The sequence below is a fragment of the Clostridium sp. ZS2-4 genome (assembly GCF_026719745.1).
In the GTDB taxonomy this organism is placed as follows: Bacteria; Bacillota; Clostridia; order Clostridiales; family Clostridiaceae; genus Clostridium_H.
Map to the genome: position 1 here is coordinate 203751 of NZ_JAPPRQ010000044.1, position 14933 is coordinate 218683.

Annotated in this window: 9 protein-coding genes; all 9 read right to left on the bottom strand. The window is 31.0% G+C overall.

Features of this window, described 5'->3' with window-relative positions; genetic code table 11:
- Positions 1-44: 44 nt before the first annotated feature.
- The 9 genes from gcvH to OIO11_RS08020 all read right to left on the bottom strand — a co-directional run bounded on the left by gcvH (position 45) and on the right by OIO11_RS08020 (position 14545).
- Positions 45-428, bottom strand: a complete 384-nt coding sequence (gene gcvH, locus OIO11_RS07980; RefSeq protein WP_268070917.1) for a glycine cleavage system protein GcvH — start codon at positions 426-428, stop codon at positions 45-47.
- A gap of 159 nt (positions 429-587) precedes the next feature.
- Positions 588-4391, bottom strand: coding sequence for a DUF5050 domain-containing protein (locus OIO11_RS07985; RefSeq protein WP_268070918.1), 3804 nt, complete (start codon positions 4389-4391; stop codon positions 588-590).
- 209 nt (positions 4392-4600) lie between these two features.
- Positions 4601-5968 (bottom strand): SpoVR family protein, encoded by a 1368-nt coding sequence (locus OIO11_RS07990; protein WP_268070919.1) that lies wholly within the window; start codon positions 5966-5968, stop codon positions 4601-4603.
- A gap of 4 nt (positions 5969-5972) precedes the next feature.
- On the bottom strand, positions 5973-7142 hold the full coding sequence (yhbH, locus tag OIO11_RS07995; protein ID WP_268070920.1) for a sporulation protein YhbH: 1170 nt from the start codon (positions 7140-7142) through the stop codon (positions 5973-5975).
- Positions 7143-7146: 4 nt separating this feature from the next.
- Positions 7147-9069 carry a PrkA family serine protein kinase gene (locus tag OIO11_RS08000; RefSeq protein ID WP_268070921.1) on the bottom strand — a complete coding sequence of 641 codons (1923 nt, stop codon included), beginning with the start codon at positions 9067-9069 and terminating at the stop codon, positions 7147-7149.
- A 170-nt stretch (positions 9070-9239) separates the two neighbouring features.
- A complete protein-coding gene (locus OIO11_RS08005; protein ID WP_268070922.1) occupies positions 9240-10301 on the bottom strand; it encodes an endonuclease/exonuclease/phosphatase family protein in 1062 nt (353 codons plus the stop codon).
- A 227-nt stretch (positions 10302-10528) separates the two neighbouring features.
- On the bottom strand, positions 10529-11071 hold the full coding sequence (locus OIO11_RS08010) for a biotin transporter BioY (protein WP_268070923.1): 543 nt from the start codon (positions 11069-11071) through the stop codon (positions 10529-10531).
- A 264-nt stretch (positions 11072-11335) separates the two neighbouring features.
- Positions 11336-13039 carry a methyl-accepting chemotaxis protein gene (locus OIO11_RS08015; RefSeq protein WP_268070924.1) on the bottom strand — a complete coding sequence of 568 codons (1704 nt, stop codon included), beginning with the start codon at positions 13037-13039 and terminating at the stop codon, positions 11336-11338.
- Between the two features lie 228 nt (positions 13040-13267).
- On the bottom strand, positions 13268-14545 hold the full coding sequence (locus tag OIO11_RS08020) for an SH3 domain-containing protein (RefSeq protein WP_268070925.1): 1278 nt from the start codon (positions 14543-14545) through the stop codon (positions 13268-13270).
- Positions 14546-14933: the final 388 nt, after the last annotated feature.

Genomic DNA, 14933 nt, shown 5'->3' on the forward strand with positions numbered 1-14933 from the left:
CCTTGGATAGTTTTTCTTTTTAATCCTACATTCATAAAAGACATCTATAACTCCCTCTTGCAGTATTCTTTATATTCTTTAGCATCCATAAGCTCGTCTACTTGCGAATCATCAAACATCTCCACCTTTATCATCCAATTTTTATATGGATTTTTATTTACAAGCTGAGGCTCATCCAATATATCCTCATTTACTTCCAAAACCTTTCCATCTAGTGGTATATAAAGATCTGATGCATCCTTGTCAGATTCCACTACCCCAAAAGAATCTCCTGCTGTAAATTCTGTATCTACTTGTGGAAGGTCAATATAAACAATATTGCCCAAATTATTTTGTGCATAATCTGTAATTCCAATATAAGCCTCATCTCCATCAACCTTTATCCATTCATGATCATCTGTGTAATATAATTTTTTTATTATTTTCATTGCTTATCCCCCTCTATTTTTTATGATTTTTATTGTAATTTTTTTTACTCACTACCTTTAATTTTAATTTCTTATGATAATTTTAATATCTTCTTTGTACTATGAATATATTTATTCAAGCACAAGAAAAGACCAGCTTTTTTTGCTGGTCTTAAAATATTAATATACTAATTGTTTTTCTGTACCATCTATTTTCATTTTGTAAAGTACTTCTCCAATTCCGTCATGAATTCTGTAATAAATCCATTCACTTACTATATTGCTAATATCACCCTCTCCTAACTTAATCGTGTCTGTACCGTCAGTTTTCTTCTTACATATCTCCTGCATTCCTGCTCCAGATCTATTATAATAAATCCACTCTCCATCAATTTTTTCTATGCCCAAACTAGATTCGCCACTATAGCTTAAAACTATTTTTTGTGTTCCATCTATACTGATTTTATACATATTATTATAACGTTTATCTGTATAATAAATCCATTGGTCATCTATGCTGTATATGGTGAATTTTGATAATGGCTCTGTATTTATTCTTATTGTATTAGTACCATCCAAATTCATTTTATAGATTCTTCCCCAATCAGACTTATTAGAATAGTATATACATTTATCTTTTAAATTTACATGTGGATATGCCATTAAATTATCACTTATCTTAGTTTTGTCAGTGCCATCAAGCCTCATACTGTAAAATTTATTGTCATCCTCTGGATTTGTATAATAAATCAAACTATCTACTATTTCCCAATAATATACTCTACCCTCAACCAGTTTAATCTGCTCTGCACCATCAGCCTTCATCCTGTAAAGACTACTATTTTGTTTGTTATCTCTATAATATATCCATTCATCTTTTGTATCAATAATTTCCATAACATACTTTTCTACTACTTTTGTTTTACCTGTGCCATCTTGTTTAACTCTATACAAGCAATTATCATCATATATATTTTCATAATAAATCCAATCACCAGCTTCTGCAACTACCTTTCCTGTAACTAGGTTGTCACTTTCTACAACAGACAATTTAAAACTTAAGTTTTTATCATAAATCTTATTTGTTGGAGTCCCTTCTATAGTGTATTCTCCTGCTTCACTTGTATCTATGCTTGATGGAGTCCATGTCATAACTATACTCTTTTTAGAGCCATCACTCATAGTAGCTTTAACAGAATTAGGAGGCTCAAAATCAGTCCCTTTAGGTCTCACTATTGTTGCATTATCATACTCCAAACTTACAATTTCAATTACATTAACCTTTAAAAGAACTTTCTTCATATATCCTTTAACAATTCCTTCATATACGTATTGTCCAGCTTTACTTGTATCAATTTCTGATACATTCCAAGTCACATATAAGTTTATTGTAGAACCATCCACCAATTCAGCCTTTACAAGACTCGGAAGTGAATAATACGAATTTTTATCCAAAGTAACTTTTATATCATTTATATTTAATATACCCGTATCAAATTTCTGATTTTCTGAACCATCATTTTTTATTCTATAAAGATTATAACTGTCTGACTCATTTTCATAATAAACATATTCATCAACTACCTGAATGAAAAATGAACCCTTATCATTTAAAGCTTGATTGGATGTACCATCAATTTTCATTTTATATAATGAATTATTGTTATTTAAGTTTGTGTAATAAATCCAGCCATCAGCTGCATTTAAGAAAGAACCTGATTGGTCACTTACTTTTGCTCTATTTGTACCACTAGTTGTAATTCTATAAATTTTACTGCTGTCTGATAGATTTTCATAATAAATCCAACCATCAACTACATTTAAAAAACCTGATTTATCATTGTTAAGTGCAGTTCTTCCTGTTCCATCTGCTTTAATTCTGTATACTCTGAAATTATCACTGCAGTTTGTATAATATATAAAACCATTTGCCAGATTAGCATTTGCTGAATAATCATTGTTTAATTTAGTTCTGTTTGTTCCATCATTTTTTATTTTGTATAGTTTATAATCTTCTGCTGCATTTGCATAATATATCCACTGATTTTCTACAATAATTTCTTCTGCAAGATCGTTACACAATTTTGTTCTTCCAGTACCATCAATTCTTATTTTATATAACTTTCCATAGTCCAATAAATTACAATAATAAATCCAATCATCAACTACATTAATATAAAGTGGTATATCATTACTTACTTTTGTTTTATTGTTACCATCAACTTGCATCTTGTAAAGTTTTCCTTCATCAGCATGGTTTGTATAATATATCCAACCATTACTTTTGGCAACCATTGCTACGTTTACAATATTACCTGCAGTATTTCCTTTAACATCTTCTACTGTTAATGTTAACTTACATTTTTGATTATATCCTTTTACAGTTCCTTGGAAAGTGTATGTTCCAAGTTTACTTGTATTCGCTATTCCATCCCATACAACTGATTTTCTTACGCTGCTTCCATCTTCAAATGTAACCATTACAGTTTCTGGTAGCCTGTAATTTGAATTTCTTGAAGTAGATACATTTACATCTTCTACAGAAGTAATTTTTTTGATTTCAGAAGTTATATTGATAGTTTTTAGCTTCCATCCATCGTATTTTTTAGTAGAATTATCTCTTTTATACCAAAGATCAACTATATATGTTCCCGCAGGAATATTGCTCAAATCATAACTAATTTTTTCTTCATATTCTGTTAAATTTGTTATCCACTTATTATTTTTTACATCATATAGATGAAGTTTATATTTTGTATCCTTCTGGTGTGAATTGTTAACTCCATCAATAATTAACTGGTCATTCTTTGCATACTCAGTCTTATTAATAAGCATATCTCCCCATGAGTATATAGCAGGATTTCGAACTACATTTACTACAAATGGGTAAGCATTATCATAGTCACCATATTTATTGGTATATTTGCCCTTATACCCTACTCTTCTTACTCTTATAGCAAATCTATAAAAATTTTCTCTCAAATATAAGTGTGATATATCTACATTAATAGGTTCATGAGCATCTACAGGTTTTGTCCATCCATCTACCATTCCATAATTATGAATAAGCTCCCACTTTGTTCCCATTGTAGCTGCACATGTATAGAATAATTGATACTGAACTTGTCCATCATATCCCTTTGAAGAAATAAAAAACTTATTTTTTCCTTCTGCTATAAAAGGTGTATTGTCTAAAGAAACTATTGCTACCTTTGGAATTTGTTCCTCTTTTACTTCTATAATCTTAAGCTTCCATCCATCATATACTTTGCTGGAGTTATTCCTTTTACCCCAGACGTCAACTATGTACTTTCCAGCTGGAATACTGCTCAAATCATAATTAATGTTATCTCCAAACTCTGTTAAATTTGTCATCCAGCTATTATTTTTCACATCATATAAATGAAGTTTGTATTTTGTATCTGATTCTACATCGTCGACTCCATTAATAACTAATTTTTCATTCTTAGTATACTCTGTTTTTTCAATAAGCATATCTCCATTTAAATGAATATTAGAATCTTTAACTACATTTATCACAAATGGATATGCATTATCATAATCTCCATACTTATTGCTGTATCTTCCCTTATATCCTACTCTTCTAACCCTTATGGCAAATCTATAATATTCTGCCTTAAGATTCAAACTGCTTATATCTACCTTGATTGGCTCATGAGCATCTACAGATTTTGTCCACCCATTCACCATGTCATCATTGTTGATAAGCTCCCAATTTGTACCCATAGTTGTTTTACAAGTATAAAATAATTGATATTGAACTTGTCCATTATATCCCTTTGAAGAAATAAAAAATTCATTACTGTCTCCTTCCACAAAAGGCTTATGGTCTAAAGATACTATTGCCACTTTAGGCAAACTCTCTGCTGCTTTAGTTATCAGTGGAGTTAAAGCCATTAATCCATTAATAACCAAAATAGCTGCTAAAAATAGACTAAAACTTTTTTTCATTTGTTTCTTCATTCGTTTCCCCTTTCCATTTTTTTGATTTTATATAAGTCAATTATAAAGACTTTCCATAATTATTGTATCAAAACAGTTTATACCTTTATAGTAAGTTTCAATGGATTTAATTCAAATATATGGATTGTAATCTATTTATTCGAAATCATTATGCAATTCAAAAACACAAAAAGAACATACAGCATGAATATGCCATATGCTCTTTATTTTCAAGCATAAGTTATTAATTTATTTTCAGTACAATTTATAGTTACTTCTTTTTCTTTTATAATAGTCTTTAGACAAACCTTATGCTTCCACAAATCTACAATATATCTTAAGGTTTCCTTTGCATAATCCAGCTGCAGCTCTCTTCCGTCATAAACGTGCTCCAGTGTAAGTGTCTTATCTGATTTTGACATATCTATTACTCTTATGTGTGGAATCATTCCCATTCCACAAGAACTGCTTAAAGTATTTCTTATCTTTTTCCAGCCCTCATCATCAGATACTTCTGTAATTACATAATTCATATTTCTCTTTGCATATTCAAAAAGATTTAACTCTTCGCACAATTCTTTTGTCAAATATCTTCTTATAAAGGATTCATCTCGCTCCAAAGCTCTAACTTCAAATATTTTCTTAATTCCATATTTTTCTACTAAATCTTCATATATTTTGAATCCCATGAAATATGGGTTTATACGGCCTATCAAAGGAGTTATTACATCATTATGTCTCTTTATAAATTCCAAATGAAGAGAAGGCTCTAAATCCAGTTTTTTAAGAATATTATAGTGCCAATAGCTGGCCCATCCTTCATTCATAATCTTAGTCTCAATTTGAGGAATAAAATATCTAGTCTCTTTTCTAACTATTTCTAATATATTCTGTTCCCATTCCTCTAAATCACCATAATGACTTATGAAATACAATACATCATCCTCAGGCTTTAATGGCGTTTTCTCTACTTGTGGAGGCTCTTCCTTTACATAAGGTTTTATAATACTGTAATTTGTATTCTTATTTTTATAATCTTCCAGCATCTTTTTCTTTACTTCTTCATCACTTATTCTTTTTTCTCCAACAACTCTTGTAGTCTGAAGCTTAATTCCATGAGCTCCATTTAAAAGCTTTTCTACACTTTCATAACCTATACTTGGATCATTTATATAACTTCTTATAATTTTCCCGTGATTTTTAAAGTCTTCTAAAGTGTATTCAGCATGAGTTCCCACTTTAAACAATCGATTATTTTTGAAAAAATCATTATGTCCGTAAACATGAGCAATAGTCAATATCTGAAGAAGTAAGGTATTATCCTTCATAAGATAAGCCATACATGGATTAGAATTAATAACCATCTCATACGGAAGTCCTGTTAAGTTGTATTTATATAAGGTTCTAAGTCTTTCATAGGCTTTTCCAAAGCTCCAGTGAGGATATCTTGAGGGCATTCCCACATATACTTCATATGCCAGCATATCATTATAGGTTATCATTTCAAATTCCTGTGGATAATAATCAAGGCCTACTTCATTAACTACAGCTTCAATTTTCTCATTCCACATTTCTAAATCTTTTACCGTATATTCCAAGATATCACCCCTCTTTCTGATTTCCATTCAATATATCTTTTAATGAAGGGAACAATTCTTCTTTGTTTTTCATAGTTGTAGCAACAAAATTCTTATGCTTTATTTCTTCCAAGTATTTTTTCTTTATTGTACTTAAAGCTGTTCCAGGCATAACTTCTGCATAACCAAACAAATTACATACATCACAAAGCTCTTTAGCCTTTTGCACTGCCTTTTCATTGTCTTCGCTCCAGTTGTCCCCATCACTTACATGAAAAGCGTATATATTCCAAGCTTCTGGATTGAATTTTTCATCTATGATTTCAAGAGCCTTGGAATATCCACTTGAAATATAGGTTCCTCCCGATTCCATCTTGTGGAAAAAGTCATCTTCATTCACAACCTTAGCACGAGTAGAGTGGGCAATAAACACCACTTCTACTCTCTCATATCTCATTTTTACAAATTGATACAATAAGAAGAAATAAGATCTTGCCAGATATTTTTTTGTTCTGTCCATAGATGAGGAAGTATCCATAATACACATAACCACTGCATTATATTCCCTTTTTACAGTATGCTTGATTCTGTTATATCTTAAATCATCCTCTTTAAATGGAAATCTTTCAACCTCTTCCTGTTTTCCTTCTTCTGCTAAAGCTCTTAAATATCCCTGCTTTCTCTTTAATTTTTCAACAACAGTTCTCTTTTTGGCAAGTCTCGGTCTTATGCCTTTTTTCTGATACCCAGCTCTCTTTTTAGCATGTTCTGATAATATTTCAGCAGATTTTTTCTTATCTAAATTAGGAAGATTTAATTCTTCAAACAGATAATTTATTACATCTTCAATTGTAACTTCTGCCTCATATATATCCTCTCCGTCATTATTTCCAGCTCCTTTATTGCCCGAGCCTTCTCCTTCCCCCTTTCCTGTTCCTATTTTATCTCCTCTTTTTTCGCTGCCTTTTCCGCTGCCAACTCCTGATGCATTGTCACCAAATACAAACTGATATTCTTTTAATCCCTTTACCGGAATTCTAATTTTCTTATCCTTACTCTGTCCTATTATGCTTTCGTCTGACAATATATCAACTAAATTTTTCTTTATAGAATCTTCAACTAGCTCTTTATGTCTCCTTCTGTCTTCAACAGCTCTATCATGCTCTATGGGATTGAATTCTCTAAATATTGCCATATAATCAATCCTTCCAAAGATTATTTGCGGCATATTTCAAGATAACATCACAGCAGTGATCACAATAGCCATTTGCCTTCATTTCCTCTACCATAGCATTATATTTTTTACCCTGATCCTTATCTCTAACCTTTGACTGAGTTATAACTCTTGATAAATCCTTTACAGAAGTAGTTAATTTCTGTTCTATAGCTTCTTTTAACGGCTCATAAGAATCATAGCTTATTTTTCCACCATTTCTGATAAGGTAGAACATATATGATGTAACATCTGTTCTAAAGCCTTTGGCAGAGCTTTCACTTACTCCTATTTGCTCCTCAATTGAACGCATAAATGTTTCATCCGGTTCTAATTCTTCTCCTGTATATTGATCCTTTAATTTTGTCTTATTAACATAAGCCTCTGCATTATCAAGATAATTGTTGAAAAGACTTTCAGCCTGCTCTTTGAAGCTGTTTATGAAAGCTCTTGTTATTTCTTTTTCCAAAATCTTGTTATATTCTTTTCTTATAGTATCTTGAACAAACGCCAAATATCTCTTCTTGTCCTCTTCATTTGTATCCAATTCCTTAATAGATTTTATTATATTTTCCATTACGCTTAAAGGATTAATACAATCATGATCAGAATTTGAAAGGGCATTATCAATGGCTTTTACTATAAATCTAGTAGATATTCCAGACATACCTTCTCTCATGCCTGATTCTTCTCTGAGCTCCGTAATATCTATTTTTTTAGTAGTTCCTTTTTCAACTATCTCTTCCCCGTTATATATCTTTAATTTTGTAAGAGGGTCAACCTTAGTTGAAGGTGTAAGTCTTGAAAGCACAGCAAACATTGCTGCAATTTCAATAGTATGTGGGGCAATATGAGCTTTAAAGCTGCTTTTTCTCAAAATTTTCTCATATATCTTTCTTTCCTCATTTAATTCCAAACAATAAGGAACCTCAATCTTTACTATTCTGTCCAATATGGCTTCATTTGTATGATCTGACTTAAACTTGTTCCATTCAGCTTCGTTAGAATGCGCCACAATTACTCCATCAAAATATATCATAGAATTTTTTCCTGGAGACGGTATAGATTTTTCTTGAGTAGCTGTTATTATTGTATGAAGGTATTCTACATCATTCTTAAATACCTCAATAAATTCAACCATTCCTCTATTACCAACGTTGAAAGCACCATTTAAAGAAAGGATACGTGGATCATCCTCTGGATATAAATCCATTTTGGATATATCTACTGAACCTGTAAGAACAGAAGTATCCTGATTGTTAGGATCAACTGGTGGAACAACTCCTATTCCTTTTCTTGATCTTATTGAAAAGTCAGTGCTTACAACAGGGAATTTTTCATATTCTCCATTAAATTCATGTTTTAATCTATGTCTGCATACTGGACACAAATCTCCTTCTACTTTTATTCCAAGCTCATCCTCAAACTCGCCTCTTAAATGCTTCGGAATCAAATGTAGAGGTTCTTCTCTCATAGGACATCCTTCTAATGCATATACTGGTGGACAGTTTTCTATTGCTTTTTTAAGAGCTTCTACTAATGAAGATTTACCTGCTCCAACTGGTCCAACTAAATACAATACTTGTCTTGCTTCTTCTCCCTGCATAGCTGCTGAGTAAAAATAGCTTACTAACTTCATCAATACCTTATCAATACCATAAAAATCCTTCTCAAAAAAATTATATTTCTTTATAGTGTCATTTCCATATATTTTTCTTATTCTTCTGTTTTCCTCAGGCTTTAGAACCTCAAAGCCCTGTTCAATTATAATGTCATACATTCTTTGATGTGAAAGCTTAACTGCCTCTGGATTTTTCTTTACTATTTCCAAGTACTCAAGCAAAGTTCCACTAAACTTATTTTTCTTTTTATTCTCTCTATCTTTTTCTATAAGCTGTCTAAAATCCACTAAATCCCCTCCTTTAATTAAATCTAAGCTACTATACTTTTTCAGTTTATGTTCTATAAGTTTGTTTCTAATTATTATGCAATTTTTTTATGTTTTATGCTGAATAAATAAAAAGATTAGCTTTGCAGCTAATCTAAATTCCATTTAATTTACTTGTAATTCTCATCAAATTATTTTAACATAAATTCCATTTTCACTGGGTTGTGGTCTGAATTCTCAAATTCCAAAGAATAACCTTTTACCTTATTCACTTGAATATTGGGAGACACCAAAAATCCATCTATTACCGACAAATAATTTACTCCTTTTTTATAAGGTATATCTAAAGTTCTATTGCTAGGAACCAACTCATCTGCTGCCCATTGAAATCCTTCCGGTTTAAAGTCCTCAGGAATTTTTTTCAACCACTCAGGCCACTCTTGTGTGGATTGAAAAAGATTTGGGTCAGTACCTGGAATAAGATGGTTCCAATCGCCTCCTATTACTATGTAATTTCCTTCATTGTATTTTTTGTTTATATATTTCTTTAAAAATTCCAGCTGCTGTACTCTTATTACTCCACCTTTATCATAGGCTGAAAGATGTGAATTGATTATTATAAGCTCCTTCCCATCTTCCACTTTAAATTTGCTTTCTATAAAACATCTATCTAATAGAGCCAGCTGTCTTGGCCATTTTTCCTCTCCTGGGTATTGATATCTATTTGCTTCTTGAATATTGTACTTGGAAAATGTGGCTAATCCAGCCTCTACTTTCCCATGAGGCTTTCTAATAGGTACAGGTACCCAAGGCACTTTGTAGTTTAATGCAAAGACTGAAGCATAGTCCTTTAAGTTGTTTTTCATATATCGGTACTCGTCAACATGATAACTGCGTGTAGAATTCATATCTATTTCCTGTAATAATATAAATGAACTATTTTCTTTCTTTAAAAATTCAGTGTTTCCCTTAAGGTTTTCCATAGTTTTTTCTTTGCTTATTGAACGTGATTCTGTACCTCCATCCATAAAAAAGTCACGTTCTTTATCTAGACCACAGTAACCAATATTGTAGGTTACAATTGATAAAGAAGTTTTTTTCTTTATTTCATCTTCCTTATTGTTTTCTACATCTAATCTTATAATCTCCTCAGGTCTATAATCCGTAACTGTCATAAACACAAGATAAGCTGCAATAATTATTGCTAAAATAAGAATTATTCCTATAATAATTTTAAAAATCTTTTTTACCATAAACTCCCCCCACTATATATTTTTTGAATAAATATATAAGTTGCAATAAATACTATTCATTGTATTAAAACTTCATTGAAGCTTTTTCATAAATTAATCATTCAGTAATGAATATTGATAATTGCAATATATAATATTATTACTTTATTGAACATGCTATAACTATTTATACCATATTTTCCTAAATAAATATATCTTTTTATATAAAGTGAAACTTAATACTCTGGTCATCTTATTTTTCCTAACTGATAATTTATTTTCTTTCCTATTAATCCAGCTGCAAAAGCTTTAAATAAATCTCCAGGTATAAAAGGTAGTGCTCCCGCAGTAATGGCTTTAGAAATACCCATCCCTGTCATGCTTGCTAGCCACGGAACTCCAATTAAATATACAACCATAATTCCTCCAACTACAGATGCAAATATCAATCGAACAAAAGAATCTCCTTTTCCTTTAACCATACTTATAACAACAGCCCCTATTAAGAAACCTATTAAATATCCTCCTGAAGGACCAGCTATAACTCCTAGTCCTGCTCTTCCACCTGAAAATACAGGAACCCCAACTGCTCCTAAAAATAAAAATGTTATCATACTCAACCCTGCCTGAAGTGGAGTTAAAACACAACCTGCCAGCATAACTGCAAGTGTCTGTCCTGTAATAGGTACCGGACTGAAGGGCAGTGGTATGACAAGGTATCCTAAAACTCCTGTAAGTGCTGCAAATAAAGCTGCGTATATCATGTCTCTTATATCTAATTTCTTTGACATTAAAATTCCTCCTCAATATTAATAATTTCAGCTTTATAATAAACTCTAAATTTTAAAATCCATTATGTATTGCTTTAATTAAGTATAAAAAAAATAAATAGTATTGTCAACTTGATTTTGAATCTAAGTTTACAATACTATTTAAAAATTTCAAGTAAATTTACTTCAGATATAGTTTTTATTCCATATGAAAAAACAAAAGACCAGATAAAACTTCTGATCTTTTGTCTTTTGGGTTGTAATAACTAAAGTGAAACTAATATATTATAATTTGAACTTATTAACCTCTTCCAGTGTTTTAGAAGACATAGTAGAAAGTATTTCCGAAGCTCTAGCTACTTCTTCAGAAGAAGCATTCATTTCTTGAGATGAAGCTGCTATTTCTTCAGAAGTTGCTGAATTTTCTTCTGCTACTGCTGATGCTGTTTCAATTTTACTTATAATTTCATTCTTATCTTCATTTACCTTATTTATTTCTAAATTTACACTTTCTATTAAAGGAAGAATCTTGTCTATAGCGTTAATTATTTCCTTGAAAGACGCTATTGAATCATCCACCGTACTGACTTGACCTGAAAGTTCTCCATTCACTTCATTTGTGGTAGTAATAACTTCTTTAGTTTCTGATGAAATTAAAGTTATCAAATTATCAATTTCAGAAGAAGAACTCTTACTTTGCTCTGCTAATTTTCTTATTTCATCTGCAACTACAGCAAAGCCTTTTCCCGCTTCTCCTGCTCTTGCTGCCTCAATAGCAGCATTAAGAGCCAATAAATTTGTTTGATCTGCTATGCTGTTTATAAGGGCTGTAATCTCATTAATTTTATTAACACTCATTCCTAGCTCAGATATTTTATTGCTTACATCTTTAAAAGCTGAACCTATGCTGTTAATAGATACTACTAATTCTCCCATGGTATCATTACTGTTTTTAGCCATTTCGTTTATTTTTTTTGCATTCATATCTACATCTTCTACTGATAAAACAATGCTATCTACAGCATTACCAAAGGCATTTAAGGTATTTGCCATTTCCACTAATTCACCAGCTTGAGAAGATGAACCTTCTGCAACTCCCTGTACAGCATTGGAAACCTCTTGAGAAGATGAAGTCATCTCTTGTGAAATTGCTGATAAGGATAATGCTTGTTCATTTACTGAAGCTGTGCTCTCTTTAACTGACTCCAATATATCTCCCACTGCGTTGATTGTTAAAGCTAAATCCTTTTTCATAATTCCAAATTCATTAGTTTGATTTTTGTCCACTTCAACTGTAAAATCTCCAGAAGAAATCAGCTTTAATATATCCGTAAGCTCCTTTATGGATGACTTTATTACACTAAGAATAAATAAAGACAACATAGAAACAATAGCAACCAATATTATTATAACAATCACAAATACTGATTTTATGTGCTGATAACTTTCCTCAGAACTCTTATTAACACTCTCTGCAGCCTGTATGTGGTATTCTACTAATTCTTCCAATAAATTAGATATCTCACTGCCAACTTTACCAGCTTGTTGTGCCAAAGAAGCATCTATAACTTCTCCTCGCTGCCTCTTTTCCTTTATTTTTTCATACAAATCCATATAAACATTGTAATTTTCGCTAATAGAACTAATTGTTTCTGAATCTTTGCTATCTTTGCCTACAGCTTGTTGAGCTTGCTGTAAAATCTCTCTAATTGCCACATCACTTTCTGCTACAATTTGTGTATACTCATCATTATATACTCTGTCAATTACCTTAGTAAAAGCATTCCTTAAAACACCCATTTCTCCATTTATTTTACCTAACTTTTCAATTTCTAAAAGCTGCTCATCATATATTATCTTAACATTTTCATTTAATTGCTTTAAATGTGTTAATCCTAAACTTCCAATTAGTGCAGTACTTATAATAGATAATATCCATATAATAATAATCCCTTGAGTAATCTTCAAATTTCTCAGTTTTTTTAACACTACATCTTCCTCCTACCTTTGTTAATATACCTGCTTTTATTATCGATACATATAATATTTTCTTTAATATTTTTTTTTTAATATCTTTTATTTTTTTTTAATATTTTTTAATCATTTTAAGTATTTATTAGAAAAATAAGGTTTATTATTACAATTTATGTATAATTAAATCTAACAACAGTACACAAATAAAAAGACTAGCTTTTTATACTAGTCTATTAATTAAGATTACTTTCCTGATGAATGTATTATTTCATTGATATTTACCCCTTTAGTTCTTTCACCATATCCACCACTGTTCTTATCACTTACTACAATCATATAAGGCCACCATTTCTCCATTGATTCTATAACATCTTCTGAAGAATAGTACCTATTCTTTCCTTTTTTTGTACCATTCTCATAAACTTCATTCCAGCTATTCGGATCATAAACTTCAAAGTATGTTTTATCATCTACAACCTTATATCCTTTTACAACTATGAAGTGTCCCCCACCAACTCCATAGTGACGTCCTACATGCTGTTCCTCATTAGAATTATATGTTATATAATTGCTGTCAATACAAAGCATCATTATATTCCCATTATTTAACTCCTTTTTCATGGAGCTTTCTTTTATATCCTCTGATGTCCAATTCTTTATATTATACTTATCCAAGTAGTTTATAATATCATAAGTATACCACCAACCACCTTCACTTCTATAGGTATTTCTAGCATCCTGTGCTGTTTTATCAAAAGAAGAGTCGGCCCATTTTATTGCCATTGTAACACTGGAAGGTCCACAGTTTTCGTAATTATATGTGCCTGTCTCATACTGATCTATATACCATTCATATTCTCTGTCATTATGAATGTATTCTGTCTCATATTTTCCCAACCCTAAAGCTTCATCCAATATTTTATTAATGCCGAAGCTTAGCTCCTTAGATTCCTTCAATTGTGCTCCTGAAAGACTTTTAATATTTGTTCCAATAGTCAATGTATATCCTTGTCCAAGCTTATATCCTCCTACTGGTGGATTAACCAATATGCTTCTGCTGTCTTCACTTAATTCCACTTTTACTGGTAAAACATCGCCTTTGCTGTCTTTTATCTTTATTTCATTTTCAGTTGACTCATCTAACTTAATTTCTTGATTGAAATTTATCTTCCAAACCTTATCCGTATCAACTATTTTATCATATACTGGTTTCGTCTCTTCACTTTCCTCCGGAGAGCTTGTATCAATTTCAACATACTTTCTATACACATACCCATAAGAAGATCCTAGCTTGATTTTGTGCCACTCCCCTATGGTATCTACTATTTCCACTGAACTGTCAGGTTCCAGTTTTGAAATAATTTCTGAAGCTGAGCTTGGACCTTTTCTTACGTTTAAATCCGACTGGGTAACAACAATACCTTTTTGCATATCTAATGCTCTAGCTAAGGAACTTGACCCAATAATAGGACTTAAAGCAATTGATATTGCTAGTATAGCTGATATTATTTTTTTCTTCATATTTCATTCACCCACTTTTAAATATTAATTATATATTCGTCAATTTTCGTATATAATTTTAGCATTTATTTCTTATTATTTGTTTGCAAAATAGTAACATCTGTTTAATTTTATACTATAAACCAACTTCTTTCAATAATAATGTTGCGCCACAGCATTACTATATTCCCCAGTATCCAATCGCCAGTCCCCATCAAAAATAGAAAAGCAATTAAGTAATGTTATGTTATATAAACTCTTTTTATGTTATATTATAAATAATTAAATAAAACACGTTGAAAGTCACCTTTACCCTTCAACGTGTTTTTATTTATATATTAAGTTTATCGTCATCCTCTAATCTAAACCTACTAGTTAAACTTCTAAACTTCTTTTCATAATAAACTTT

What these genes read in the sequence shown, in the direction of transcription:
- gcvH (WP_268070917.1), bottom strand. Translation starts at nt 428, where the DNA reads ATGAAAATAATAAAAAAATTATATTACACAGATGATCATGAATGGATA.
- OIO11_RS08020 (WP_268070925.1), bottom strand. Translation starts at nt 14,545, where the DNA reads ATGAAGAAAAAAATAATATCAGCTATACTAGCAATATCAATTGCTTTA.
- yhbH (WP_268070920.1), bottom strand. Translation starts at nt 7,142, where the DNA reads ATGGCAATATTTAGAGAATTCAATCCCATAGAGCATGATAGAGCTGTT.
- OIO11_RS08010 (WP_268070923.1), bottom strand. Translation starts at nt 11,071, where the DNA reads ATGTCAAAGAAATTAGATATAAGAGACATGATATACGCAGCTTTATTT.
- OIO11_RS07985 (WP_268070918.1), bottom strand. Translation starts at nt 4,391, where the DNA reads ATGAAGAAACAAATGAAAAAAAGTTTTAGTCTATTTTTAGCAGCTATT.
- OIO11_RS08005 (WP_268070922.1), bottom strand. Translation starts at nt 10,301, where the DNA reads ATGGTAAAAAAGATTTTTAAAATTATTATAGGAATAATTCTTATTTTA.